Consider the following 25632-nt stretch of genomic DNA (forward strand, 5'->3'; position numbering starts at 1 on the left):
GTAAGTATAACAGGATTAACCGGAGAAGGCGAAGCGTGTACATATGGAGAGCTTCATCACATCAGAACCCTACCCCGACTGTGTTAAGGGGCAGGGGATGGCTGAAGCGGTCCGTTGATAGACAGATGCCGAAGAAGCTTATCACCATCAGGTAAGCTTCTTTTTCATTGAGGCTATACTATAAAACATGTCCTTAAAATGGTAAGCTAATATTTTAGTGATAGGAAAATCTCAGGAGGTCGACATATGAACCTAAATAATAACGATCTATTAATTCGATTACGATATGCATTGGATCTTAAAAATACAGAAATGGTTGAGATCTTTGAGCTCGGAGGCATTGAACTGTCAAAGGAAGAAGTGCTGAAGGTTCTCACGAAAACACAGTACAGTGATGATTTCGAGGACGATATCCTTGAGGATGAAGACCATATCCCATGTGATGATGAAATGTTCGAGTCATTCTTGAACGGCTTCATTATATTTAAAAGAGGGCCAAAACCGGGACAGCAGGAACGACCGGAATTGACATATGAACATGTGAATAATCTTCTTTTAAAAAAAGTGAAGATCGCCCTCTCATTAACAAGTGAGGATATGATCGAGATCTTGGATCTGGCTGGAGTGACGATTACAAAAGGCGAACTCGGAGCGATTATGCGAAGAGAAGGCCACAACAATTACAGAGTGTGCGGTGACCGGTATGCACGGAATTTCTTAAAAGGGTTGGCCATCCGATACAGGGGATAAAAGATGAACCATACTTATTCGGGTGAGACCATACAGTTTGAAATCAAATATAAGAACAGGACCTCCATCGGCATCTATCTGGATACCTATGGACATATCGAGGTCCACGCACCTAAAGGGACCCCGGATGAATCTGTGATCCGTCTACTGGAGGATAAATGGGATGTAATCCTGAAGAAATCGAATGAGATGAAGGATCGTCTGAATGGCCCGCAGGAGAAGACCTATGACCATGGGGAGCCATTTTTGTATCTGGGAAAGAGCTTTCCCATAGACGTTCAACACGATCCGTCGGTGACACAGGATCATGTTACATTTGACGGAAAAACACTGCTTATTCAAGTGAAAGAGCTTGAGGATGAACGGACCCAGCAGGCGTTAAAACGTTTTTACTACAAGCAGTGCAAAGCATTGGTGGAGAAAAGCATTGCGGTCCATCAACGTCACTTTAAAACCAAGCCCCGTTCCATCCGCATCACAGACAGCCAAACGACCTGGGGCACCTGTGATGGGAGAAGACAGCTGACCTTCAACTGGAAGCTCGCCATGGCTCCCCGGGACGTCATCGACTACGTCGTCGTCCATGAAATGTGCCACATGGTCCACCTTAATCACGATCGGTCCTTCTGGCGGCTCGTCGGGAAAATCGTGCCCGACTATAAAGAAAAAGAACAGTGGTTGGCACAGTCGAGTTGGAAGATGACAGTGTAGTGGTGGGATGGGGGGACAGGCTCCTTGTCCCATTAAATAGTTCAAAAGAAAGAAGTGAAGGGTATGATTAAATATACGTGTCTTCATCACGTGAGTCTTACGGTGACAGATTTGGAAAAAGCAAAAGATTTCTATGGGAAAGTGTTATGTTTAAACGAAATACCTCGTCCGGATTTTGATTTTCCAGGCGCCTGGTATGAAATAGAGGGACAGCAGCTCCACTTGATCGTCGATCCTTCGTCGCAGACCATACGTCAGGATAAGCGCCTATCCAGCAGGGAAGGTCATTTTGCCCTTAGAGTGGAGAACTATTATGATACTCTCCAATGGTTAAAAGAAAACGAAGTGGAAATCCTCGAAAAACCACAATCAAAAAGTGGGTTCGCCCAAATTTTCTGCGCCGATCCAGATGGTAATCTGATTGAACTTAATGTGGAACAAAAAGATTTATAATTTCCAATGAAACCAACAGGAGTGATGGACTCAAAAAAGAGTCATGCTCCTGTTGGTTTTGTTTTTAGGGGATGCCGTATGTTATCTATATCAGTGGAAAGAATAAGGGTGTAACGTATTTTATCGATAATTCTTATTAATTGATAATAATTATAAATAAGGATATAATACATTTATAACACAGACAAAAGGAGAGAACATACATCAATCAACAATTAGTCGTGGCACTTAACAAACAACTTGCAAACTGGAACGTTCTTTACACAAAACTACACAATTATCATTGGTATGTAACGGGTCCGGAATTTTTCACATTACATGAGAAGTTTGAAGAATATTACAACGAAGCGGGAAATTATATTGATGAAGTGGCAGAAAGGATACTGACGATCAAAGGGAAGCCAATCGCTACATTAAAAGAATACCTTGAAACGGCAACAATTGAAGAATCCAATGGAAAAGAATCGCCCGTTGAGATGGTGGACGCGTTAGTAAACGATTTTAAACAAATCGTGAATGATTCTAAGAAGATTATTGAAGCTGCAGAGGATTCTCAGGATCAGCCTACAGCAGACTTATTCATCGGGATTAAAACTTCACTCGAACAGCATATTTGGATGTTGAATGCATTCAATACACGATAAGACAAGAAAGCATTGACCTGTAAGGGCCAATGCTTTTTTAACATCATGGATATTCATTCGCCCATTCGCTCCTTTTCCTATAAAATGAAAGTATCACGGTTGAAATGAAAGGATGATGAAAATGAATGATTCACTCACGATTAAAGAAAGAGCAGTCTCATTTCTGGAACTTGTGGCATCAGGAAACGTCCGGGAAGCATACGAGCGTCACGTTGGACCTGACTTTCGCCACCACAATCCGTATTTTCCAGGGGATGCAGATTCGCTTAAGTCTGCCATGGAAGAGAATGCAGCCGGGAACCCGGACAAGATACTAGAAGTCAAACGTGCCATCCAGGAAGGTGACACAGTTGCGGTTCATTCACATGTGAGACAGAATCCAGAAGACCTTGGAGGGGCTGTCGTCCATATTTTCCGTTTCGAGGATGACCGGATCGTTGAGTTGTGGGATGTTGGGCAAGCCATCCCGGAGGATTCACCTAATGAGAATGGGGTTTTTTAACTTCTACATAAAAAAAGTCGATTCCAATGGGAGTCGACTTTTTTATGTTCACCACTGGGCCAGGAGAAATTTCGAGCGGCTTCATATTTATTGTCGACCTTGAGCACTATATAAATAAAACAAAAAGGGTGGTGAAAATATGTCGAAACAGAAGAATAAGGACCTTAAGAATAATAAAGCAATGCCGAAGTCAGATGTGGAATTTGCACAAGATGGACTTGAAAAGGTGGCCATTAAGGCACAGGAAAGAAAGAATAAGTAAATAGAAATATAAAAATGAGAAGTTAGGCAACTTCTCATTTTTGGTCTTACGGTATCGTTAGTTAAAAATATTATTGAATGCTAATATCATTGATTTCCAAATAACCGGCGGGACTGATAGAAAAATCTTTTACGTTGTTTCGAATCGCAGCCATGTTCTCAATCACCCGAACCGGAATATAGACCGCGTCTTCCATTTCCAGCTCCTGAGATTTTGCATAAAGCTCCAATCGCTTCTCTGGATCCATTTCAGAACGTGCCTGTTCGATCAATTGATCGACCTCTTCATTACTGTAGAAAAATGTATTTCCGGCAGGCCCATGGGAATTACTGTGGAAGAGATTGTATTGATTATAGTCTGCATCACCTGTAGCATTTCTCCAACTGATGATGAACATTTCTGAATTTCCACTTGTGGCTTGCTCTACAAAGGTGCCATACTCCTGAATCTGGATTTCCAAATCGATTCCTATTCCTTTGAGCTGGGATTGCATGACTTCAGCCAGGCTGATCCTTTCCTTACTGTCCATTGTAAGCAATGTGGTTTTAAATCCATCAGGGTACCCAGCCTCGGCCAGTAACCTCTTGGCTTCATTTACATTATACTCATATGCCTTCATATCCGGGTGATAGCCAAACACTTTAGATCCTAATAAGGAGTTTGCCTTTTTTCCAATATTATTAAATACACCTTTCATGATGGAATCCATTTCAACCGCATGGGATATGGCTTTCCGGACACGGACATCATTGAAGGGTTCCTTTTGTACATTGAATCCTACATACTCGGTACCAAAGCCTTCACTTCGGTATACTTCAACATTACTGGAGGCCTTCACGGAATCCATCATCGTCACAGAAAGGGGTTCAGCAATATGGGCTTCACCTGTTTCAAGCATGGAGATTCTCGTTGTCTCTTCTGGTACTACTTTGAAAACCACTTCGTTTATAGTTGGTTGATCTCCCCAATACTTTTTGTTTCTATTAAACACAATCTCTTTTCCTGTTTCCCAGGACTTGAACACAAATGGACCTGTGCCGACTGGTTCTTGGATAATGTCTTTCCCGTATTTTTCAATGGTCTTTGGACTGATGATTCCGCCTTCATGACTCGCCAGGATGGATAATAAGGGTGAAAAAGGTTCAGATAAAAGAAATTGAACGGTATGATCATCTACTACTTTTACTTCCTTGACCATTTTAAATACAACCGCACGAGGTGAAGCCACTTTTGGGTCTGTTAAACGATCGAACGTTTTCTTCACAGCCTCGGCATTAAAGGGTGTCCCATCATGAAACGAGACATCATCTCTTAGCTTGAATTCCCACGTAGTATCATCCAACTGCTCCCATTCCTTTGCAAGTAATGGCTTAATTTTGGCATTTTTGTCTCTGCCGACAAGCCCCTCATAAATTTTACCGTGCGTTACACTTGCCGCATTGATGGTGGACATAAAATGATGATCAAGATTCTCCACATCGGATAAACGGGCAATGACCAACTTATTTTCTTTCTTGGAAGCCTGTCCATCAGCCTGGTCACCCGAATTTGCCCCCATATTGGTGGAGCAACCGCTAATCGCTAACATCAGCACCATCATTCCAATCATGACAACCCTGCTCCTGAAACTACTTACCTTCATCTTCATCTATTTATCCTCCCCTCCGTATTTATTTAATTATAAGAATTTTCAGATATATAAAATTAAGATATCTTTACCGTTTTTTTTGATTTGTTGACCTTTTGTTTTTGGGAGAATGTTTTGGTAAGGGAGGATACAGAAGTTACGAAAGAAACACTGATTGATTTTGCTGAGTCCTTCAAGTGGAAGATTGCTGCAATGTTGTTCGAACGAGCTCCAGAAAAGGCGAAAAGCTGAAGATCAATCATTTGATCTCCAGCCTTGATTCAATTATCATGCAGGTTATGTTCTGACGCGATCAAGCTCCAAAGGCAAAAAAGCATACTCTCCGTCTTTCATAATCTCACCTTTTAAAACGGGAACAGGTTGTTTGAAAAGCGGTCCATCCACTACTGTGGTATGGAACTCTCCACCTTCTCCGCAAGGATCGATCCCCCGGGCTTCAAGTTCCTTTATGTATTCATGGGTCAACGTTCGCCCTAAATCTTCAAGGCGCATTCCCAGGGATAAATTAACCGTAACAACGATGGATACAAATCCCAGATTGATGAACTCTTCGACAGCTTCACGATGGTTCATTTCCCATAAAGGCATCCCGAGCTTCAGCCTTGCGTTCTTAGCCACTTTTTCATGCCAGCAGCCGTGTTCAGGCATATCCAGGTCTCCCGTCACTAACACTTCTGCCCCTTGATTCTTTGCTTTTTCTAAAAGGGTCATGTAGGCTTCTTCATAATCTGTCCAACTGGCAGCTGCTGTGAATACGGGCAAGCCGATCGACTCTGCTTGTGCACGGATAAGCTCCGGAGGCATCCCGTGGGATCTGGAACGTTTTCCTTCTTCCTCCAGCATCACAATCAGGCCGATCGCATCTCCATCCTTCGATGCTTTGTATAGAGCTAAGACACTATCCTTTCCTCCGCTAAACGAAGTGATGAATGAATGGCCGCGAGCACCATGTTTCCATTCCTTTGATTCTGTCATTCTTATCTTTCCTCCTTAATCGTTTTTCATATTTTCTAACTTGTTTCATCGTTTCTTTCATTCTATCACGATGAGGCTTTATAGATAACATCATACAAACCTAGATGTCTAAGTCCATAAAGACAAAAGAGCCGCCTATTTGACGACTCTCTTACAGAACCGATATGAATTTGCTCTCATTTTCTATGGATCCGAATCTCATTAATCACCAGTGATATCACCACTAACCCACTCGACACGAAAAAGCTGATCCAGGTCGATTGAATTGAATTGTAGCTTAGTAGAGACAGCAACCCGGTTCCTAAACCAATCAAAGAACAAAAAGGTAGGAGCACCGGGATCGTTCTTTTATAAAAGATGACCGCCAACATCGTCGGAATGATGGCTGCATACACCTGGGCAAAAAAGAAGATAAGCTCCAACAGGCTCGGTGACAAGATCGAGCTGATGAGAAAGAGTGAAAGGGAAAGCACACCGGAGACCAAATAGGTCTTTTTCAATTGCTGGTCTTCACTCCAATCGAACGTGTGGTTCAGCATATTGCGGATGACCATGATCGAAGTGGCATGGAGCTCGGCCCCCACGGTGGAGGCGATGGCACTGAAGCAGCAGCCGATAAATAATAGAAGTAGGAACAATGAGTCGATTTTCTCCACTAGCTGACTCAATATGGAGTAAATGTTTTCAAAGCCCTGCCCATAAACCGCAATCAGTACAATCGCGGTGAAGGCAAGGGGAATGGTCGCCCATATGATCCCGGCCATCATAAAGGATGTTCGGACCTTGGATCTTTCAATGATATAGATCCGCTGCCAGCTCGCCCGGTCGATCAATACTTGTCCGAATCCAATCAGAAATGCGGTAAGAATGAACAAGGTGATTTCATTATGTTTCAGAAATAATAAGTAGGGATGATAAAGGAGCAATCCATCATAAACGGGAAAGATACCTTTTTGGATAAAAAAATAAACGGGAATCAGGATGATGGCTGCAAAAATAAACGAGATATGAATCCCTTCAAAGCGATGGATTTGCTTCATGCCTCCTATGGACAACAGGAAGCAGTATAAAAAGAATACGAGTAACCCTACATAGATCGGTGTTTTTAATAGAAAATGAAATAAGACGCCTGCCCCCAGTGCTTGTATGAGCAGGGAGTCCAGGCTTGTCAGGAGCAATACCCACATGACGAACCAGTATGACCGGCCACGTAGCCTTTCTTTCAATACATCCCCCAGAGTCATGGAGTGTGGGAATCTTTCCCTGATATAGGGGGTGATCCACCCGAATAGAAAGAGAGCGGTGGCTCCCATCATGGCGTAACCAATTCCACCAAGCAGTCCATATTTCACGAGGGTTTCAGGAGAAGACAAAATCGTATTGCCGGTCACCCATCTTGCCAGGAGTGAAACGACTCCATACGCCACTCCAAACGTAATGGTTCCTTGTATATACTCACGATACGTTCGTGGCTTCATTGATTTATACCTTCTCTCTTATCCGATATTCCCTTGGAGTGTATCCTGTTTGCTTCTTGAATAATGAACTGAAATAGTGCTGGCTGCTGAATCCGCACGCTTCAGATATAGAAGAGATGGACTTTTCGGTATCCTGCCGCAGTAATCGTTGTGCGGCCTGGACCCTGAAATCATTCAGGTACTCAGAGAAGCTGATCCCCATCTCTTCATGAAATTTTCTGCTCAGGTACGTACCGTTGATATGGATCTGGCTCGCCAATGAAGAAAGGGAAAGCTTATCGCTGTACTGTTCATGGATGATCGTTAACGCTTCCTGCACGATATGGGATTGGATTGATGCGTATTTATAGTGGTCGAGCACTTGGAATAATTCTTCTTCAATAATCGGTTTTGTCAAATAATCCTTTGCTCCGAGTCGCAGTGAGGCCTGTGCATAATCGAATGATTGGAACGCCGTGACCATAATGATGTCGATATGGTCATATTTCTTCATTTCCATTCCGAGTTCGATCCCTGATTTACCAGGCAGTTGAATGTCGAGGAGCGTAAGACGGATCGGGTGTTCCGTCAGGATCTTTAGCGCCTGTGATGCATCCGCGGCTGTATGAATCGTCCAGTAAGGGTATTTTTCGTGAATCATGTAGTTGAGCTGCTCCAGTTCCAGGGGCTCATCGTCAACGAGCAAAATATGCATGTAGCTTCCTCCTTCATCAAGTAGTGGTATCTTCTTTGGTCATATGAGGCCAGAAGATCTGGACACTCGTTCCTCCGGCTTCTTCATTCAGCTGAATGAGGATTTCTTCCTTAGGAAAGAGCATCTGTAATCGCTTCTGGATATTGTGTAATCCAATTCCCCGGTCTTCCTTTTGAGTATCAAGGTCGTCCAAAGCAGATGACGAGCTGCTGTTCCATACTTCTACATACACTTTGTTCCTTTGCTCATTCAGAATGATGATCAGCTTTCCTTGCCCGGGATGCTTTTCAAGGCCATGTTTAAAGGCGTTTTCGACAAGGGTCTGCAGGAGGTAAGGAGGGACTAGGGAAGACTTGCAGCTCTCTCCCACGCTCCATACTACATCGAGCCGATCTCTGAACCTCAACCTTTGAATGTCGAGATAATATCGGGTGTATTGGATCTCCTCATCCATGGTGATTAATGGATCAGTCTGTTTGTATTTAAACTTAAAGTATTTGGAAAGTACCTCGATGGCAGAAATCAGTTCTTCCTTGCGATTCAGACGTGCCAGGCTCAGGATGACATTAAGTGTATTGAAAAAGAAGTGGGGCTGGATCTGTTGGTTCAGTTGGTTGTATTTTGCTTCCTGTAGTTCCTGTTTCAGAAGCAGTTCGTTTTTTTCTTTCTCCAGTTGATCGAATCGTTTTTCAAACAGAAAGAGAAATAATAAGCTAAAAGCCCCAATGATTGGGGCTAATACGGACAGCATGATATAAAATGAAAAGGATTCTTGTGTAATCATGTGAAGAACTCCTAAAGGGATGAGTCATACTTTCTATTTTATAAGAAAACTAAGATCCTGAAAATATGTTTAGACATAATGGCACCTCGTGAAATGCTCCCCATGACCGGTCATAGGAGGCAGTTCTGCTTTACACAAATCCGTTGCCAGAGGGCAGCGGGTGTGAAACTTACACCCTGCCGGCGGATTCAATGGGGAAGGGACATCCCCTTTTAAAAGGATCCTTTCTCTTTTCTTAGAAAAATCAGGTACTGGTATGGCCGAAAGCAAGGCTTTGGTATAAGGATGGGTAGGGTGGTCGAATAAATCATGCTTTGTCCCGATTTCGACAACCTTTCCCAGATACATGACGATCACCCGATCGGATATATGACGTACAACACTTAAATCATGGGAAATGAAGAGGTACGTCAATTTCAATTCTTTCTGAAGTTTCTTTAACAGGTTCAAGATTTGTGCCTGAATGGATACGTCCAGTGCCGATACGGCTTCATCACAGATGATCACTTTCGGATTGACCGCCAATGCACGTGCGATTCCGATCCTTTGTCGCTGACCGCCGCTGAATTCGTGGGGGAGACGGTCGAGTGAGGTAATCGGGAGACCCACATAGTCCAATAATTCCTTCATACGATCTTCATGCTTGGAAGGGGGCAGTACTTTTTGTATGGTCATGGCTTCTTTGAGGATCTTTCTGACCGTTTGTCTAGGATTCAAAGAGGCAAAGGGATCCTGAAAAATGACCTGGATATCTCCCCTCATGTTTCTCAATTCCTTTTTGGATAGACTGTTCAATTCGATTCCCTTGTATTGAATGCTGCCTTCCGTCGGTTTATCCAATTGTAGGATGGCACGGCCGGTTGTCGATTTGCCACAGCCGGACTCACCTACGATACTGAGGGTTTCACCTTCATACAGGGTGAAGGTAATATCATCCACGGCTTTTACGACTTGTTTCGGCTGGAACAATGACTCCCTTTTGATAGGGAAGTACTGTTTCAGGCCCTTCACTTCTAAAATAGGTTTTTTCTCTGTCATCACAGCGGTCATGTCATCTGCACCTCTTTCTCGGCGTTATATAGAAAACATCTGATTTGACTGCCATCCTTTAAGGAATTGAGCTGTGGCTCTTCCTCGTGACATCGTGCAGTCGCCAATGCGCAGCGGGGAGAAAACCTGCATCCTTTTGGCATGTCATAGGGGGAAGGGACACTTCCCGGCATCGTTTCCAGCTCTGCCTGGTCTTCATGCAATTTCGGTAATGAAGAGAGCAGCCCATTTGTGTAGGGATGCTTCGGATTGGAGAATAACTGTTCCGTCGAACTATATTCCACCACTTGTCCGGCATACATGACCGCTACCTTGTCACATAGCTCGGCTACCACTCCTAAATCGTGTGTGATGAAGATGATGCCCATATTCAGCTTTTTCTGAAGGTCCTTCATCAGCTCAAGGATTTGTGCCTGGATCGTTACATCAAGTGCCGTGGTCGGTTCATCGGCAATCAGGACTTCGGGATTGCAGGCAAGAGCCATCGCGATCATGACACGCTGCCTCATTCCCCCGCTCAGTTGGAAAGGCTCTTGTTTCGCCCTTTGTTCAGGTGAAGGGATGCCTACTAATTCGAGCATCTCGACCGCTTTCTTCCATGCGTCTTTTTTCCCGAGCTTTTGGTGGACGCGTATGGCTTCTGCAATTTGCTCCCCGACCGGTATGACAGGATTCAACGACGTCATAGGCTCTTGAAAGATCATGGAAATTTGGTTTCCCCGCACTTTTCTAAGCTCAGGTTCAGACATTTTAAGGATGTCCTTTCCTTTCAATTCAATGGTCCCGTCCACTATCTTTCCGGGAGGGGAGGGGACAAGACGAAGAATCGAAAGGGAGGTCATGCTTTTTCCACAGCCCGATTCTCCGACGATCCCGAGCGTCTCGCCTTCGTGAAGGACAAAATCGATGCCATCAACGGCTTTCGTCACTCCTTTTTTCGAAGTGAAATGGGTTTTTAAGTTTTTTACTTCCAAGACCACATTTTTACTCATTGCAACCACTCCTAGTTAAGTTCAATTCGTTTATTAAAGAAACGGTATAATACATCTACGAATAGATTGACGATCACAAAGACCAGGGATGCGACCAATACCCCGCCCTGAACCATAGGTAGATCACGTGTACGGATGGAGTCGACGATCATACGGCCGAGACCATTAATGGCAAAGACGGATTCGATTAGTACCGTCCCTCCGAGAAGTGCCCCAAACTGAAGGCCCACCACCGTAATGACCGGAATCAATGCATTGCGCAGGGCATGCTTATAAATAATGACAAAGCTTTTCAAACCCTTTGCCTGAGCAGTACGGATATAATCCTGCCTTACGACCTCCAGCATGCTGGAACGGGTCATCCTGGCTACGATGGCAGCTCCTCCGACTCCCAGCGTAAAGGCCGGTAAAATGATGTGCAGCATGCTATCCCATCCTGCAACAGGTAAAAGCTGAAGTTTTACAGAGAATAAATAGATGGATAGAAGACCCAGAAAGAAGCTTGGAAGGGAAATCCCTAATAAAGCGACGATCATCACGGAAATATCGGTAGCAGAGTATGGTCTGACAGCCGATATGATTCCAGCGGTCATTCCAAGGACAATCGTAATGAGAATACTGTAGAAGGCCAGTTCAATCGTGATCGGTAAGCGGGTCATGATTTCCTGGATGACCGGCTGCTGGCTCTTCAGAGATTGTCCAAGGTCACCCTGGAAAACATTCATGATGTATTCTCCATATTGAACATACAAGGGGCGGTTCAAGCCGAGCTCTGTCCGTAGTTGGTCGATCGCTTCTTTCGATGCCCCTTCCCCTGCAAGTATGATAGCGGGGTCTCCGGGGACCATCTGCATGATGAGAAAGACAACCAGGGTCACACCGAATATGACGGGGATGATTTCTATTAATCTTCTGAAAATGTATAGTATCATTTCCTATTCCTCCTTATTATGATTTCAGTCTCGGATCAAGTGCGTCCCGAAGTCCGTCCCCGAACAAATTAAAGCCGAGTACGAGAATGGATATCGCCAGCCCCGGGAAGAGGGCGATGTAGGGAGCCGTGAATAAAAAGTCCCTTCCACTGGACAGCATCGTACCCCATTCGGGTGAAGGAGGCTGTGCCCCTAAGCCAAGGAAGGATAATCCCGCTGCTGAAAGGATGGCGGTGGCGAGTCGCAAAGATCCTTGAATGATGATGGGAGATAAAATGTTCGGCAGGATGTGCTTGAAGATGATGATGAAATCATTGGCTCCAAGCGAACGAATCGCATCGATATATTCAAGCTTCTTCGTTTCAAGTGTCGATCCACGGACAACCCTTGCAAATAAAGGGATGGAGAACACCCCGACGGCAATCATGACATTCACGAGGCTCGGTCCGAGGGCAGAGATGATGGCAAGAGCCAATAGGATCCCAGGGAAAGCAAGCATGACATCGAGGATTCTGCTGATGAAGGTATCGATCCATCCTCCGTAAAACCCTGAAATCAACCCCATGATGATGCCGAAGAAAGCACCGAAGCCGACTGCGGCAAAACCGACCCCCATTGAAAGACGGGAGCCGTAGAGGATCCTTGCAAGGATATCCCGTCCTTTATCATCCGTCCCCATCCAATGTTCTGTACTCGGGGGCTGGAGTTTATTGTCCAGTTGAATGTCATAAGGATCATAGACAGCGAGTAAAGGAGCAAACAGGGCGATTAAAATATAGAAGAGAATGATACCTCCTCCAACTACAGCTGCCTTGTTTTTCGAAAAGGTGTCCCAGAAGGGTTTGATCCTTTTTTCAAAAAGGCTCGGTTTTGAATCAAGTATGGGTGATTGAAGTTCTTGAACTTTGAGTTCTGTCGACATGACATTTCCTCCTCATTGAAATGATTTGTGTAATTCAAAGATAGAGGAAGAGGGGCGGAAAAGGAAGGTGATAAGTTTGAATTGTCAAAATAATTAAAAAGTTGGTAAAGATATTGAAAATCATTCACTGTTTTCTTTTTTATAATGCAGATAGGCACCAACAATACGGAAAAGGGAGAGTGGAGGAATTGAAAGAAAAGAAGAAGCATTTCAGGGGGATCGCAGGATTATTGATCGTGATGGTCATGCTCATCACCCAGGCGTGTTCGACAAGTAATGTAGAAAGTGAAACCGCAAGTAAACAAGGCGGTGAATCAGAAGGCGGGGTACTGAAGGTTGTCCGATTATCCGATGCAACCAATTTGGACCCCCACTTCATCACAGATATTCCGTCCGCCAATGTACTTTATCAAAAGGTGTACGAAAGCCTTGTGACGTTTGATAAAGAAATGAACATTGTTCCGTCACTGGCGAAAAGCTGGGAGCAGCCGGACGATACGACATGGGAATTCACATTAAATGAGGGAATCACGTTCCATGACGGTTCTGAATTGAACGCTGAGGCTGTCAAAGTAACGTTCGACCGCTTACTGGATCCCAACACCGGTTCCCCTCAAAAGGATAAACTCGGGATGATCAAAGAGATCAATATACTGGATGAATATAAAGTGCAGTTCAAGCTGGATGCTCCTTATGCACCTCTCTTATCGATCCTTGCAAGTAACGAAGGAAGCATCATGAGCCCGAAAGCCGTGAAAGAAAATCCTGATAGTCTTGCTAAGCACCCGATCGGAACCGGGCCATTTGCCTTCAAGTCATGGAAATCAGGTCAGTCCATCACCCTTGAAAAAAATGATGAGTATTGGGGAGAGCAGCCGAATATCGATGGAATCGAGTTTCAGGTTGTACCAGAGGACGCTACCCGCTTAGCGATGATTGAAACGGGTGAAGCTCATATCAGTGATCAAGTGCCCGTGACTGAAATCGAGCGCATCGAAAGCTCCGACACATTGAATCTGTACCGAACAGATGGGCTGGCCGTGGAATATGTCGGATTCAATACACAAAAAGAGCCCTTCGATAATGTAAAGGTGAGACAGGCCATTTCCATGGCCATTGAAAGAGAAGCGATCATAAAAGGTGTCTATAACGGAGTGGGTACATTAGCGAATGCTGCCATGAGCCCACAAGTATTCGGTCATAGTGATAACGTGAAACCATATGAGTATGACCCGAATTCTGCCAAGGAGCTTTTGAAAGAAGCAGGATTCGAAAAAGGTCTGGAGCTGACACTGATAACAAGTGACCGTAAAGAACGGATCAATATGGCAGAAGTCATTCAGTCCCAATTGAAGGGAATCGGGATCAAAGTGAATATTCAAGTGCTTGAATATGGTGCGTATATTGAAGCCGTAGACACAGGAGAACAAGATATGTTCATCGGAGGTTGGGGGAATGCAACAGGTGATGGAGACTACAACCAGTACAACTTGTTCCACTCTGCTTCCCATGGTTCACCAGGAAACCATTTCTATTACACAAATGAAAAAGTCGATGATCTCATCGAGCAGGCAAGAAAAGAAGTGGACCCTGAAGCCAGAAAGACATTATATGAAGAAGCGATGACCATTGAAATGGAAGAAGCGGTATACATTCCAATCCGAAACTACGAGCATTTAGCAGTGTACAACAATGAAGTGAAGGATTTCTGGTTGAGTGCCGCCAACTACTTAATGGTGAATGACGCAACAATCGAATAGACCATGGTACGGATGGTGGATGAGCACCATCTGTAACCTTGTAAACAATAAATCTTGGAGGCTGATTTGATGAAAACAGTATGGATGAAGAATGTGAGAATGGAAACGGGATTTGAGAAAGAGAATGGAGTCGTGACAGGAACCGTTACGGAATGTGCCCATGTCAAAATAGAAGATGGAAAGATTACGGCCATCACGAAAGACGAATCAGAGATTGAAGTTGGAGCAGCTGTATTGGATGCAAGAGGAAAATTGATCCTGCCTTCCTTCCGTGAGATGCATATCCATATCGATAAAACCTACTATAGCGGTCCGTGGAAGGCATGCCGGCCAATCACTAAAGGTATTTTCACGAGAATAGAAGAAGAGCAGGAACTGCTGCCAAAGCAACTGCCATACGCCCAGGATAGGGCGGAAAAGATGATCGAGTTGCTGCTTCAACATGGCCACACTCACATCCGGACCCATTGCAACATCGAACCGACTTCCGGTTTAAAGCACCTGGAAGTCACCGTTAAAGCATTAGAGAAATATAAACATCACCTCACTTATGACATTGTAGCGTTTCCTCAGCATGGGCTCCTGCGCAGCAATTCAGTGGGACTGATGAGGGAAGCCATGAAAAATGGTGCCACCCTTGTCGGGGGAGTCGATCCGGCGACGGTGGACCGTCATATCGATCAATCACTCTATACAACGTTTGATATTGCCGCTGAGCATAATGCTGGTGTCGATATTCACCTTCATGACCCGGACACGCTTGGGGCTTTCACCTTTGAACGTCTTGCAGATTTTACAAGAGAGGCGAACTTGAAGGGGCGTGTGACGATCAGTCATGCCATTGCACTTGGTGATCTTAAGGGGCAATCTCTTACAGACATGATGTCCATCCTGAAAGATCAAGAGATTGACATTACTACGACGATCCCGATTAACCGTCCGACCATTCCGGTTCCGACTCTGGATCAGTACGGTTTACAGGTATCCGTCGGGCATGACAGCTTAACCGATCATTGGTCACCTTTTGGAACAGGGGATACGATCGAGAAGCTGAATATCCTTGCTGAACGATTCCGACTGATCGATGAGTATTCCATCAACCGTACATGGAAATATGCTTCGGGTGGGATCACGCCATTGGATGACGCAGGAAAACAGGTATGGCCTCAAGTGGGGCACGCAGCAGACTTCCTCCTGGTGGAAGCGAGCTGTTCAGCTGAAGCAGTGGCAAGGAGAGCCAAAATCGATTCTGTTTATAAGAACGGGGAAAAGGTGACGCTGCCTCAATCTGAATCTGTACTGATCAATAAATAATAGAAGGGAGACGGTTCGATGATCTGGCTGAAAAATGTAAAGCTTGAAGTAGGGAACATTGAAAATGAAGGAATGACCGAAACGAAAACAGAGCAATTTCATCTCGGGGTCAAAGAAGGGAAAATCGTCCAACAGCTGCCTCATACACAATCCATACACGAGAATGCTGATGTAGTCTATGATGTGAAAGGTCTCCTTGCCATTCCCACCTTTAAAGAAATGCATAACCATTTGGATAAAACCTATCTATCCCTTGGATGGAAAGCGACGAAGCCCGTTAAAAATCTGAAAGAAAGACTGCAGTTTGAAGCAGAGGAGCTGACAGAACTCGCACCAACGACCAAACAAAGAGCGAAACGTATGATCGAGGAAATCCTTTCAAATGGTTCAACGCATATCCGCACTCACGTAAACATTGATCCATACATTGGGTTGAAGAACCTGGAAGGTGTCATCGAGGCATTGGACGAGTATAAACATGCAGTCACCGCAGATATCATTGCCTTCCCGCAGCATGGATTATTAAGAGATTCCGTGCCGACATTGATGAGAGAAGCGATGCGAAATGGAGCCACCATGGTAGGAGGCCTCGATCCTGCAGGAATCGATCGCTCGATTGAAAAGTCACTCTATGAAACGATGAATATTGCAACGGAGTTCAACGCGGATGTAGACATCCATTTACACGATAGCGGGCATGTAGGAACATACACGATTGATAAGTGGATGGATATAGTGGAAGAGACGAACTGGCAAAACCGCACAGCCATCAGCCACGCCTTCTGTATCGGGGAAATACCGGAAGTGAAACAAATGGAACTGGCAGAGAGGTTAAGAGAAAATGGAGTGGCGATCATGTCGACCATTCCTCTGACAAAGTCCCTTCCGCCAATCCAGCTTTTGGATGACCATGGTGTGAAGGTCCATCTTGGGTGTGATGGATTCTATGACTCCTGGAGTCCACTGGGTCACGGGGACGTGTTAGAGAAAGTGTATAAATACGGACAGGTGACAAGAAAAAGCGATGAAGCATCCTTACGGGACAGTCTGAAATGGATTACTGGAGGCACGACGGCATTGACGAAAAAGGGTGAATACAAGTGGCCGAAAGTGGAAGATGATGCAAGCTTTATCTTCGTCGACGCCGCTTCATCAGCGGAGGTCATTGCCCGAAGACCGAAACGGCTTGCCGTGATGAACAAAGGGAAAGTGGTGTATGGGTCTCTCTGGAGTACCCATGAGCTGGTGAAATGAAAGAAAAGATAAATGGAAAGCCCGTGTATCTCTACATGGGCCTCCTTTTTTGTGTGGTCTGCTGGGGAAGTAATTTTATTTTCGGTGCGATTTTAGTTCACTATTTCAAGCCGATGGAAATCGCTTTTCTACGGCTTATTTTTATTACTCTGTTCCTGCTAATAGTGTTCTTCAAGCCAATTAGACAATTTTCTTCGTTGAAATCCATGATCGTCCCACTGGTGTTCATCGGTTTCATTGGCGTGACCTTGAATCACTGGAGCTTCTATGCCAGCTTGACCACGGCATCACCCGTAACGGCTGCCTTGATCCTGGCTACGGCTCCCATCTGTACATCCCTCATCAATTCGTTTGTATTTAAGGAACGTAAAAGTACATTCTTCTGGATTTGGAGCCTACTCAGCTTTTTCGGCGTGCTTCTGGTCATCATGAAGAAAGGGACCCTCGTGATCGGTATGGGAGAAGGATATATCTTTCTCACGATGCTTACATTTTCCGTGTTCATGGTCCTTGTGGAACGATATGCAAAGCAGCTTTCTTCTATTCTATTGACCTTTTATTCGACCATGGTGGGGTTGATCTTGATGACCGTGTTTTTGCCGTTCTCCGAGGTTTCTTTTCTGAGATCCGTACCCTTCAGCATTTGGATGCTGCTTTTCTTTACAGCGATCATCATGCATGGGATATGTCCGCTTATTTGGAACCATTGCATATCAGAAGTCGGCTCTACGAATACATCCCTGCTCCTGAATATAGAACCGTTTGTGGCAATGGTGGTCGGATATATTGTGTTGAAGGAATCGGTGAGTGGAATGCAACTGATCGGTGCAAGTATTATTTTATTAAGTGTCACCATGGCTCTTCATTCCAATCGGATGGGACAGGGAGACAGGTACCTTATCCCGACAAAATCAAAAACACTATGATAAATTTCTTTGGGACGAGGGGGGCGACCGCCTCGTCCTCCAAATTTCTACAACTATTTCCCCGGAAATTGATAAAAAATCATAGAATTCTACAAAGAGTGTCAGGCTGATTCGTCCATATTCCTCTCCTCCGATAAATAGTCAACATTTAACTACTAAAGGCGCAAAAACTTCTGTAGAATGATACGTAAATTGAGAGGGGGATGAATGATGGAACATACATATGGCTTGGAACCAGCTTTACTTTCCGATTTGAAAGCAATGAAAGAGACTTTTTGGTCAAACTCTTCACTAATATCCGGCAATCCTAATACCAACACTGTAGAGGGAAGGGATATTTATGAAGCCGAAGAGAGGCTTCTACGGTTTGCCCCATACATAAAACATGTATTTCCCGAAACAGAAGGGAAGAATGGTATCATTGAATCCCCTATCCAAGGGCTCCCGGATATGCAGTTGGCTCTACAGGAGTTTTATCACACCACTCTACCTGGAAAGCTACTGTTGAAATGTGACAATGAGCTGCCCATCGCCGGTTCCATAAAAGCCAGAGGTGGAATCTACGAAGTACTGAAACTGGCAGAAACACTCTTGCTTGATCACGGCCTGATCCAACTGGCGGATGACTACTCCGTATTAGCCAATCCCTCATTTAAGGAGTTCTTTTCACAGTACTCCATTGCCGTAGGCTCGACGGGAAACCTGGCCTTAAGTATCGGGACCATCGGTGCAGCCCTGGGTTTCAATGTGACGGTCCATATGTCGCGTGAAGCGAAAGAGTGGAAAAAGAAGCTTCTCAGGGAAAAAGGAGTAACGGTGATCGAGCACCAGAACGATTTCTCCTATGCCGTTGAAGAAGGGCGAATGCAATGCATGAAGGACTCGAATTGTTTTTTCATAGATGATGAAAATTCGAAGGATCTTTTCATGGGCTATGCAGTAGCTGCACTGAGGTTAAAGAAGCAGTTTGAGGAAGAAGGGATAAAGGTTGACCGGGATCATCCATTGGTCGTGTATTTGCCATGCGGTGTTGGTGGAGGTCCTGGAGGGGTGACGTACGGGCTGAAGCATGTATTTGGTGATCATGTTCATTGTTACTTTGCCGAACCGACCAATTCTCCCTGTATGCTCCTTGGTCTTTCAACAGGAAAGCATGAAAATATTTCTGTACAGGAAATAGGATTAAGTAATCGGACAGAAGCCGATGGACTGGCAGTCGGGCGCCCTTCGGCATTAGCTGGAAGGATGGTGCAGGAACTGGTGAACGGCGTGTATACTGTGAACGATGAGAACCTATTTAAAATGCTGGCTCTTTTACAGAAATCAGAATCCATTTCCTTAGAGCCTTCCGCGCTTGCGGGGATGTTGGGGCCAACCTTACCGCAAATACGTAAGCATCTTGAATCCCTTTCGTTAACTAGTCATCAATTACATCATGCGACTCATCTAGTGTGGGCGACAGGCGGGGACCTGGTGCCTGCATCGATCATGGAAAAGTATACTGCTAAGGGGAATGGTCTCCTATAATGCAGAGGGACGGACCTTGTGATTCACATCAATCATGAGGTCCGTCCCTCTATTTCTCACAAAAAAAGACTGCCAAACGAAAATCAATCGTCCGACAGTCTTTCAATTTATATTGATTAGTGTAGATATTTGTGGTAAATTAGAACAGAAACACTTAAATCGAGTGAATTAAAACATATTAACTCAATATTAATTATATAACATAATTTACTCTTTCGTCAACCCTCAATTTTTTTAGGAAAAGGAGTGCTTGAATGAACCTTGAAATTCGGCAGGAGCAGAAACGCGTGGACCGTGTCATTGAGACGATTGTGGAGCAAATCGGACGTCTGGAGAATGAAACCGGACGGCGCCAGGAGGAAGTGGTGGAGATCCGCAAACACTTCTGGGATGAGGTCAAGGTGAATACGGATACGTTCGATGATTTTCTGGAAACCGTCCTCAGTTTGAGGCAGCAGGCACAAGTGTTGACCGTCAGTCAAAGCACTCACAGACAGGCTGTAAAAAAGTTATCCGCCCTACAGCGAATGAAGGGCAAGCCTTATTTTGGACGCATTGATTTTACCGAAAAAGGAGAATCGGCACCTGAAAAGGTCTATATCGGTATAGCCACCCTCACGGATCAAGGTGGAGATGATTTCCTGGTCTATGATTGGCGCGCTCCGATTTCGAGCGTTTACTATGATTATCCCCCAGGTCCCGCAGAATACACCACACCGGGTGGCGTAATAAAAGGAACGCTGGAGAAAAAATGGCAGTATCTCATCCGGGACGGCGTCATCGACTCCATGTTCGATACCAGCCTGACGATCGGGGATGAAATTTTGCAGGAGGTGCTGGGGAAGCGGACCGATACCCATATGCATAGCATTGTGGCAACCATCCAGCAGAAGCAGAATCAAATCATCAGGCACGATTACGGTCGGCTGCTCATTGTTCAAGGTGCTGCGGGGAGTGGGAAAACATCGGCAGCCCTTCAGAGGATTGCGTATTTACTTTATAAATATCGGGGCAGTCTTAAGGCGGATCAAATTATTCTGTTCTCCCCGAACGCCATGTTCAACAGCTACGTATCGAACGTATTGCCCGAGCTAGGGGAAGAGAATATGGAGCAGGTGACCTTTCAGGAATATTTGGACCATCGTTTGAGTGCGGAGTTCGAATTGGAGGTTCCATACAGTCAATTGGAGTATGTCCTGACTGAAACGGATGCCCCATCATACCGGACCAGGACGGCAAGCATCTCCTTCAAGGCATCGACGGATTTCTTTGACATCATTAAATTATACAGAGCGTCATTGGAGGAATCCGGGATGCGATTCAAAGGGATTAAGTTTCGGGGAAAGCCGATCGTAACAGCAAGTCAAATCACGGAACGGTTTTATACCAGTGATGCGTCACTGCGTTTTCATAACAGGCTGGAGAAATTGAACGAGTGGATCAATCAACAGATCGATGAAGCAGAGAAGATTGAACGGAGCAAGCCTTGGGTGGAAGAAGAAATCGAACTGATGAGCAATGAGGACTATCACAAAGCACATCAGCGGCTACAGGAGAAGAATCCTTCGAATGATTATGAAATAGAGTATGAGGCGCTTGCCCGATTGACTGTTCGAAGGAGATTCAAGGGACTGCGTAAAGCGATCGAGAGATTCCGTTATGTGGACGTGAAGGGAATGTATCTACAACTCTTTGCTGATCCTGCGAACATCTCCACATTATGGAACGGGGAAATCCCTGAAGTATGGGAAGATATTTGCCGTTCGACTGTGAACATGCTCGAGGAAGGAAAATTGTCCTACGAGGATGCGACTCCATTTTTATTGTTAAAAGAGCTGATTCTCGGCTTTCAGACGAATACGTCGATTAAGCATGTGCTCATCGACGAAGCCCAGGACTACTCACCGTTTCAATTCGAATTCATCAAGCGGCTGTTTCCTTCTGCCAAAATGACCGTGCTCGGCGACTTTAATCAGGCCATCTTTGCCCATGCCCGAAAGCACGTGGATTTCAGCACGCTGACGGGACTCTACGGAAGGGATAAAACCGAGGTGATCAACCTGACTCAGAGCTATCGATCCACTAAACCGATCATCGAGTTCACACGACGGCTTGTGCCTGGGGGCGACGAGATATCCCCATTTGACCGGGACGGGGATAAACCGGTGCTCACCCAGGTCGCCGATCACAATGAACTTCACAGGCAGATTGCAGCAAAAATAGAGGAGTGGAAGGGCCGGGATTATCATTCAATAGCCATCATATGTAAATCTGCGAGAGAAAGTGAAGCCGCATACGCCTCCTTAAGCGGTGTGAGAGGCATCAAGCTCATGAAAAGCGCCTCTCTTGAATATGAGCAAGGTGTAGTCGTCATCCCTGCCTACTTGGCAAAAGGAATCGAATTTGACGCCGTCATACTCTATGATGCATCTGCCCTATCATATGGAGACGAAAGCCTCAGACGCTTATTCTACACGGCCTGCACAAGAGCCATGCATGAGCTGCAGCTATTCAGTGTGGGCGAACCGAGTCCATTGTTGGAACAAATAGAAGAGGACCTCTATAGTAGAGAGTAGCCTGAAACTATGAGGGACGGACCTTGAACATCAGATAGGATGTTCAAGGTCCGTCCCTCTTTCTGTCATTAACGATAAGGATCTTCACTTAATCTTCAATAAAATGGATAATTCGCCTTTGAAAACAAATACTACCTCTTGAGTAAACACCTGTTTACATAAAAAAATATCAGGAGGTATAAGGATGAAAAACAAAACATTTGCTTTGATTATGGCAGTATTCATGGTATTCCTGTCCCTTTCAAATGGAGTATCAGCTGCAGAGGGCCAGGCTCCGGCAACCAAGGATATCGTTGACACGGCTGTGGAAGCGGGGCAATTTAAAACACTTGCAGCAGCTTTAGAGAAAGCCGGCCTGGTGGAGACATTGAAAGGCGAGGGGCCGTATACAGTATTTGCCCCTACTGATGCTGCATTTGAAAAGCTGCTGAAGAAATTAGGCATTACGGCAGAAGAATTACTAGCAAGAGAAGATCTGAAAGACATCCTCTTGTACCATGTCGTTAGTGGGAAAGTGATGTCTACAGACCTAAAAGATGGGATGAAAGCTGAAACGCTTGCCAAGAAAACCGTGGATATCTCACTGGATCCAGTACGCGTCAACAATGCCAATGTAGTAAAGGCGGACATCCAGGCTTCCAATGGAGTTATTCACGTAATCGATGAAGTTTTACTCCCAGAGTAAAATACTGCATAAAAGGGGTTGGCCAAAAAGTCGCATGTAGACTTGGGCCAACCTCTTTTTAATGAATTCCCCATGCCCATCTCCAAAGTATGGGATTCTTTTCTCATGAACCATGAAGAGGGACGGACCTTATCATCACCCAACAATCCTTTAAAACAAGGGATTTCTAGAGAAATGAGGTCCGTCCCTCCCCAAGTGTACGAGTTAAACAGGAATTAAATTAGTGATTGAGTTATTGGAAGTATTTTGAAATAATTAGTAATAAGGGATGTTGGATTCGTTTAGTGCCGTTTTGTACGAATAGGAGGGCTGTAAATGAAACAAAATTTAAGGTTGGCCTGGATTGCTTCATGGTTTGCCCTTGTGGGACAGCTGGGGTTTTTCATCGGAGTGTCGCTTTTTACAGGAGATTGGCGTTATGTGATGTGGAGTTTTATCGTAAGTATGATGGCGGGGGTTCCGAGTATGATTCGTACTTGGCAAGAACAGAAAAAAGCAGATACTCAGAAGGTATAAATACGCTTGAGCACGAAGTTGATGGCATGAAAGGAGAACTGATTATTTCAATAAAAACGTTATCTGTAAAAGAGGACATTCCACTTATGTTTAAGGGGGATGAATAGGAAAATTGTGCTCAAAAAAGCGGCTACAGAACATATTAAAATGAAACGTATAAAAAAGAGTCGCCATAAAGTCAGCTTTTACTGATTTTAAGACGACTTTTTTATTTACGGATCATTCTAGTTTTGAAGGGCTGCCTCAACAACTGGGAAATTTCTTTTCGCCAGGACCACTCTGATCTTAAAAATCTTTATCCTTTTCTGACTTTCTTCTAAAGAATAGGATTGTGGCGACAATAAGGATCAGAATAATGGTCATTGGTATAAATACAAATAGCGCAGTACTTGTATCACCCATTATCAGAATCCCTCCTCTCGAGTGTTTAATCATAACTGGTCTATTCCCTTTTATTATATTGGTAAAACTTTATGGAACACATTACGTTCAAATAGAGGGACGGACCTTCACCCGAATACAAAGGTTTAGTTTATCACTAATGGATCGCAGGAAATTTAATCTTCACTGTGAATTCTTCCTCTCGGTATACAAAGTCCAGGTAGCCTTGATGATCATCGACTGTATCCTGGATGACCTTGGTACCGAGGCCTTCGTGATCTTCACTTTTTGTCGTATGTCCATAGCTCTGATAAAGCTTATCCAGAATGTGGATCGGGATTGAAAGGCTCGGATTTTGACAGATGAGCACGTAAAGGCCGCTTCGTTTGTAGAACTGAAGGGTGACGCTGGCAGGTTCGCCGTAGTGATTCTGCCAGCCGATGGAAGCTTCTATGCTATTGGATAATAGGTTTCCAAGTAGTGCCACCAACTTTTTATCTGGAATGGGCAGGGTGGATAGAGGCAGATCTACATTGTAAATCATGGACAACCCCGCAGCCTTTCCACGATTGTACATTTGATGAAGGATTCCTGCTACGCTTCCCCGTTCCCCCTTTATAGAGAGGTTCGTTTCCTCATAACCATCCACTAAATCATCAATGTAGGCTGTAGCCTCTTCATGGTGTCGGTTTTCAAGCATGTAATGGATGGAGGAAATATGCTTGAGGAAATCATGGCGTTCACTGCGTACGATTCGAAAGGTTTCCGTGAGTTGAGCCCGTTCTTCTTCGAATTGTCTGTTCTCCTGGATTAACTCTGTCATGTGCCTGGTTACGTTTAGTCGTACCCATTCCATCCCGATGAACATTACCAGAAATACTCCGTAAAACCAGGAGGTCTTCATGATAAAGTATGGGGTCAGGAGTGGTAACTGCATCAGGATGAGGGCCGTGTTCCAATGGAGACCTGTCTCAAGGAAAGTGATCCCGATTTTTTTATATAAAAGAAAGACAATCAGTGAGACTACTAGAAACGTTATATAAAAAGGAACCTCCCAAGGCATATTCAAAAGGAGTGCTTGTAGATGCACGAATCCCAGACAGGGGAGGATGACCCAGTAGATGTTCAAATATTTCACAGCGTTTCCACCTTCTAAAAGTAATGTTTTTGCAGGAAATCGACCTTTTCCTTTGTAATCATGGCTTGCTTGTCGACTCCCTCGAATGTGATCACATATGAATTTTTTGCATAGAGAGAGAAATTCTTGACGTAGTGAATGTTGATGATGAAGGAACGATGAGATCGGATGAAGTCCCGTTCGCGTAATTCACCCTCAAGTTCATTCAAGGTGAGATAGGTTTTGATTTCTTCATCCTTGGTGTAGATCGTAGTCGATCGTCCGGACCTTTCAATAAAGACAATGTCCTTCTTTTGCACAATATAGATATCATTCTTTTGTTTTAAATAGAGTCTTCCAGTCAATTCAGCGGACCTTGCCTTTTCCATCAGCCGCTCGATGGATTTCATTAAGCGGTCATTGGTATAGGGCTTCATGATATAGTCATGGACATTCAATTCAAAGGCATGGACCGCATAGCCGCTATTTCCCGTTACAAATATCACGGAAATGTTCAGGGCATGAGAATGAATGATATCCGCCAGCTCATAACCTGACAAATGGGGCATCTCGATATCGGCTATCAACACGTCAATTGTTTCTTTCTTGATTTGATCATAGGCTTCTTCTGCCGAAGTGGTGGAGAACACAATCTCCACATTCTGTATGCGGGAAATGATGCCATTCAATTTATCTAAATCTATCATCCGATCGTCTACTAGACCGATTTTCATTTCTTCTCGCCTCGCATCTTCTGAAGTTCCCTTTATTTTACCATT

26 protein-coding genes are annotated in these 25632 nt (G+C 44.6%); 14 read left to right on the top strand and 12 right to left on the bottom strand.

Annotation, left to right across the window (positions count from 1 at the left end; genetic code table 11):
* Positions 1 to 246 precede the first annotated feature (246 nt).
* The 6 genes from ACCB35_RS04945 (at position 247) to ACCB35_RS04970 (ending at position 3322) form a co-directional block, all read left to right on the top strand.
* Complete coding sequence (locus ACCB35_RS04945) at positions 247 to 750, top strand: DUF1456 family protein (protein WP_374056013.1); 504 nt, start codon at positions 247 to 249, stop codon at positions 748 to 750.
* Between the two features lie 3 nt (positions 751 to 753).
* A complete protein-coding gene (locus tag ACCB35_RS04950) occupies positions 754 to 1461 on the top strand; it encodes a M48 family metallopeptidase (protein WP_374056014.1) in 708 nt (235 codons plus the stop codon).
* Positions 1462 to 1524: 63 nt separating this feature from the next.
* Positions 1525 to 1914 carry a VOC family protein gene (locus tag ACCB35_RS04955; RefSeq protein ID WP_374056015.1) on the top strand — a complete coding sequence of 130 codons (390 nt, stop codon included), beginning with the start codon at positions 1525 to 1527 and terminating at the stop codon, positions 1912 to 1914.
* 203 nt (positions 1915 to 2117) lie between these two features.
* Positions 2118 to 2558: a Dps family protein gene (locus tag ACCB35_RS04960; protein WP_374056952.1), complete on the top strand. Its 441-nt coding sequence runs from the start codon at positions 2118 to 2120 to the stop codon at positions 2556 to 2558.
* 121 nt (positions 2559 to 2679) lie between these two features.
* Positions 2680 to 3060: a nuclear transport factor 2 family protein gene (locus ACCB35_RS04965; RefSeq protein WP_374056016.1), complete on the top strand. Its 381-nt coding sequence runs from the start codon at positions 2680 to 2682 to the stop codon at positions 3058 to 3060.
* A 139-nt stretch (positions 3061 to 3199) separates the two neighbouring features.
* Positions 3200 to 3322, top strand: a complete 123-nt coding sequence (locus tag ACCB35_RS04970; protein ID WP_258549680.1) for a hypothetical protein — start codon at positions 3200 to 3202, stop codon at positions 3320 to 3322.
* A gap of 70 nt (positions 3323 to 3392) precedes the next feature.
* Here the strand turns inward: ACCB35_RS04970 and ACCB35_RS04975 are convergent, their stop codons facing one another.
* The 9 genes from ACCB35_RS04975 to ACCB35_RS05015 form a co-directional block, all read right to left on the bottom strand.
* The gene (locus ACCB35_RS04975; RefSeq protein WP_374056953.1) at positions 3393 to 4964 is read right to left on the bottom strand and encodes a glutathione ABC transporter substrate-binding protein; all 1572 of its coding nucleotides are present in this window, start codon (positions 4962 to 4964) and stop codon (positions 3393 to 3395) included.
* Between the two features lie 282 nt (positions 4965 to 5246).
* Positions 5247 to 5945 (bottom strand): diphthine--ammonia ligase, encoded by a 699-nt coding sequence (locus ACCB35_RS04980; RefSeq protein WP_374056017.1) that lies wholly within the window; start codon positions 5943 to 5945, stop codon positions 5247 to 5249.
* 176 nt (positions 5946 to 6121) lie between these two features.
* On the bottom strand, positions 6122 to 7423 hold the full coding sequence (locus ACCB35_RS04985) for a hypothetical protein (protein WP_374056018.1): 1302 nt from the start codon (positions 7421 to 7423) through the stop codon (positions 6122 to 6124).
* A gap of 4 nt (positions 7424 to 7427) precedes the next feature.
* A complete protein-coding gene (locus ACCB35_RS04990; RefSeq protein ID WP_374056019.1) occupies positions 7428 to 8117 on the bottom strand; it encodes a response regulator in 690 nt (229 codons plus the stop codon).
* Positions 8118 to 8133: 16 nt separating this feature from the next.
* Positions 8134 to 8901 carry a sensor histidine kinase gene (locus ACCB35_RS04995; RefSeq protein ID WP_374056020.1) on the bottom strand — a complete coding sequence of 256 codons (768 nt, stop codon included), beginning with the start codon at positions 8899 to 8901 and terminating at the stop codon, positions 8134 to 8136.
* Positions 8902 to 8970: 69 nt separating this feature from the next.
* Positions 8971 to 9951, bottom strand: a complete 981-nt coding sequence (locus ACCB35_RS05000) for an ABC transporter ATP-binding protein (RefSeq protein ID WP_374056021.1) — start codon at positions 9949 to 9951, stop codon at positions 8971 to 8973.
* The gene (locus ACCB35_RS05005; RefSeq protein WP_374056022.1) at positions 9948 to 10943 is read right to left on the bottom strand and encodes an ABC transporter ATP-binding protein; all 996 of its coding nucleotides are present in this window, start codon (positions 10941 to 10943) and stop codon (positions 9948 to 9950) included. The genes ACCB35_RS05000 and ACCB35_RS05005 overlap by 4 nt, the downstream gene beginning before the upstream one ends.
* Positions 10944 to 10954: 11 nt before the next feature.
* Positions 10955 to 11875 (bottom strand): ABC transporter permease, encoded by a 921-nt coding sequence (locus ACCB35_RS05010; RefSeq protein WP_044338889.1) that lies wholly within the window; start codon positions 11873 to 11875, stop codon positions 10955 to 10957.
* 16 nt (positions 11876 to 11891) lie between these two features.
* Positions 11892 to 12797, bottom strand: coding sequence for an ABC transporter permease (locus ACCB35_RS05015; protein ID WP_374056023.1), 906 nt, complete (start codon positions 12795 to 12797; stop codon positions 11892 to 11894).
* A gap of 239 nt (positions 12798 to 13036) precedes the next feature.
* Between ACCB35_RS05015 and ACCB35_RS05020 the strand changes: the two genes are divergently transcribed.
* The 8 genes from ACCB35_RS05020 to ACCB35_RS05055 all read left to right on the top strand — a co-directional run bounded on the left by ACCB35_RS05020 (position 13037) and on the right by ACCB35_RS05055 (position 23355).
* Positions 13037 to 14557 (top strand): glutathione ABC transporter substrate-binding protein, encoded by a 1521-nt coding sequence (locus tag ACCB35_RS05020; protein WP_374056954.1) that lies wholly within the window; start codon positions 13037 to 13039, stop codon positions 14555 to 14557.
* Between the two features lie 69 nt (positions 14558 to 14626).
* The gene (locus ACCB35_RS05025) at positions 14627 to 15871 is read left to right on the top strand and encodes an amidohydrolase family protein (protein ID WP_374056024.1); all 1245 of its coding nucleotides are present in this window, start codon (positions 14627 to 14629) and stop codon (positions 15869 to 15871) included.
* 18 nt (positions 15872 to 15889) lie between these two features.
* Positions 15890 to 17125, top strand: a complete 1236-nt coding sequence (locus tag ACCB35_RS05030) for an amidohydrolase (protein WP_374056025.1) — start codon at positions 15890 to 15892, stop codon at positions 17123 to 17125.
* Positions 17122 to 18051, top strand: a complete 930-nt coding sequence (locus ACCB35_RS05035) for a DMT family transporter (protein WP_374056026.1) — start codon at positions 17122 to 17124, stop codon at positions 18049 to 18051. Before ACCB35_RS05030 ends, ACCB35_RS05035 begins: the two co-directional genes overlap by 4 nt.
* 207 nt (positions 18052 to 18258) lie before the next feature.
* Positions 18259 to 19578: a D-serine ammonia-lyase gene (locus ACCB35_RS05040; protein WP_374056027.1), complete on the top strand. Its 1320-nt coding sequence runs from the start codon at positions 18259 to 18261 to the stop codon at positions 19576 to 19578.
* A 254-nt stretch (positions 19579 to 19832) separates the two neighbouring features.
* Positions 19833 to 22154, top strand: coding sequence for an RNA polymerase recycling motor HelD (gene helD, locus ACCB35_RS05045; RefSeq protein ID WP_374056028.1), 2322 nt, complete (start codon positions 19833 to 19835; stop codon positions 22152 to 22154).
* 184 nt (positions 22155 to 22338) lie between these two features.
* The gene (locus tag ACCB35_RS05050; RefSeq protein ID WP_374056029.1) at positions 22339 to 22839 is read left to right on the top strand and encodes a fasciclin domain-containing protein; all 501 of its coding nucleotides are present in this window, start codon (positions 22339 to 22341) and stop codon (positions 22837 to 22839) included.
* A 315-nt stretch (positions 22840 to 23154) separates the two neighbouring features.
* Entirely contained in the window at positions 23155 to 23355 is a 201-nt protein-coding gene (locus tag ACCB35_RS05055) for a hypothetical protein (protein ID WP_374056030.1), read from the top strand.
* A 285-nt stretch (positions 23356 to 23640) separates the two neighbouring features.
* Here the strand turns inward: ACCB35_RS05055 and ACCB35_RS05060 are convergent, their stop codons facing one another.
* From ACCB35_RS05060 to ACCB35_RS05070, 3 genes are all read right to left on the bottom strand, one after another.
* The gene (locus tag ACCB35_RS05060; RefSeq protein ID WP_374056031.1) at positions 23641 to 23757 is read right to left on the bottom strand and encodes an LPXTG cell wall anchor domain-containing protein; all 117 of its coding nucleotides are present in this window, start codon (positions 23755 to 23757) and stop codon (positions 23641 to 23643) included.
* Between the two features lie 136 nt (positions 23758 to 23893).
* The gene (locus ACCB35_RS05065; RefSeq protein WP_374056032.1) at positions 23894 to 24874 is read right to left on the bottom strand and encodes a sensor histidine kinase; all 981 of its coding nucleotides are present in this window, start codon (positions 24872 to 24874) and stop codon (positions 23894 to 23896) included.
* A 14-nt stretch (positions 24875 to 24888) separates the two neighbouring features.
* Positions 24889 to 25587: a LytR/AlgR family response regulator transcription factor gene (locus ACCB35_RS05070; protein WP_374056033.1), complete on the bottom strand. Its 699-nt coding sequence runs from the start codon at positions 25585 to 25587 to the stop codon at positions 24889 to 24891.
* Positions 25588 to 25632 lie beyond the last annotated feature (45 nt).

Origin of the sequence: Rossellomorea sp. FM04394, assembly GCF_041889765.1 — a bacterium.
Lineage (GTDB): Bacteria > Bacillota > Bacilli > Bacillales > Bacillaceae_B > Rossellomorea > Rossellomorea aquimaris_B.

Coding starts and splice junctions, on each gene's coding strand:
- ACCB35_RS04995 (WP_374056020.1), bottom strand. CDS start 8,901: ATGATTACACAAGAATCCTTTTCATTTTATATCATGCTGTCCGTATTA.
- ACCB35_RS05015 (WP_374056023.1), bottom strand. CDS start 12,797: ATGTCGACAGAACTCAAAGTTCAAGAACTTCAATCACCCATACTTGAT.
- ACCB35_RS04965 (WP_374056016.1), top strand. CDS start 2,680: ATGAATGATTCACTCACGATTAAAGAAAGAGCAGTCTCATTTCTGGAA.
- ACCB35_RS04990 (WP_374056019.1), bottom strand. CDS start 8,117: ATGCATATTTTGCTCGTTGACGATGAGCCCCTGGAACTGGAGCAGCTC.
- ACCB35_RS05070 (WP_374056033.1), bottom strand. CDS start 25,587: ATGAAAATCGGTCTAGTAGACGATCGGATGATAGATTTAGATAAATTG.
- ACCB35_RS04945 (WP_374056013.1), top strand. CDS start 247: ATGAACCTAAATAATAACGATCTATTAATTCGATTACGATATGCATTG.
- ACCB35_RS05000 (WP_374056021.1), bottom strand. CDS start 9,951: ATGACCGCTGTGATGACAGAGAAAAAACCTATTTTAGAAGTGAAGGGC.
- ACCB35_RS05055 (WP_374056030.1), top strand. CDS start 23,155: ATGAAACAAAATTTAAGGTTGGCCTGGATTGCTTCATGGTTTGCCCTT.
- ACCB35_RS05060 (WP_374056031.1), bottom strand. CDS start 23,757: ATGGGTGATACAAGTACTGCGCTATTTGTATTTATACCAATGACCATT.
- helD (WP_374056028.1), top strand. CDS start 19,833: ATGAACCTTGAAATTCGGCAGGAGCAGAAACGCGTGGACCGTGTCATT.
- ACCB35_RS05030 (WP_374056025.1), top strand. CDS start 15,890: ATGATCTGGCTGAAAAATGTAAAGCTTGAAGTAGGGAACATTGAAAAT.
- ACCB35_RS05050 (WP_374056029.1), top strand. CDS start 22,339: ATGAAAAACAAAACATTTGCTTTGATTATGGCAGTATTCATGGTATTC.
- ACCB35_RS04980 (WP_374056017.1), bottom strand. CDS start 5,945: ATGACAGAATCAAAGGAATGGAAACATGGTGCTCGCGGCCATTCATTC.
- ACCB35_RS05035 (WP_374056026.1), top strand. CDS start 17,122: ATGAAAGAAAAGATAAATGGAAAGCCCGTGTATCTCTACATGGGCCTC.
- ACCB35_RS05005 (WP_374056022.1), bottom strand. CDS start 10,943: ATGAGTAAAAATGTGGTCTTGGAAGTAAAAAACTTAAAAACCCATTTC.
- ACCB35_RS05040 (WP_374056027.1), top strand. CDS start 18,259: ATGATGGAACATACATATGGCTTGGAACCAGCTTTACTTTCCGATTTG.
- ACCB35_RS04970 (WP_258549680.1), top strand. CDS start 3,200: ATGTCGAAACAGAAGAATAAGGACCTTAAGAATAATAAAGCAATGCCG.
- ACCB35_RS04950 (WP_374056014.1), top strand. CDS start 754: ATGAACCATACTTATTCGGGTGAGACCATACAGTTTGAAATCAAATAT.
- ACCB35_RS05020 (WP_374056954.1), top strand. CDS start 13,037: ATGGTCATGCTCATCACCCAGGCGTGTTCGACAAGTAATGTAGAAAGT.
- ACCB35_RS04955 (WP_374056015.1), top strand. CDS start 1,525: ATGATTAAATATACGTGTCTTCATCACGTGAGTCTTACGGTGACAGAT.
- ACCB35_RS05025 (WP_374056024.1), top strand. CDS start 14,627: ATGAAAACAGTATGGATGAAGAATGTGAGAATGGAAACGGGATTTGAG.
- ACCB35_RS04975 (WP_374056953.1), bottom strand. CDS start 4,964: ATGAAGGTAAGTAGTTTCAGGAGCAGGGTTGTCATGATTGGAATGATG.
- ACCB35_RS05010 (WP_044338889.1), bottom strand. CDS start 11,875: ATGATACTATACATTTTCAGAAGATTAATAGAAATCATCCCCGTCATA.
- ACCB35_RS04985 (WP_374056018.1), bottom strand. CDS start 7,423: ATGAAGCCACGAACGTATCGTGAGTATATACAAGGAACCATTACGTTT.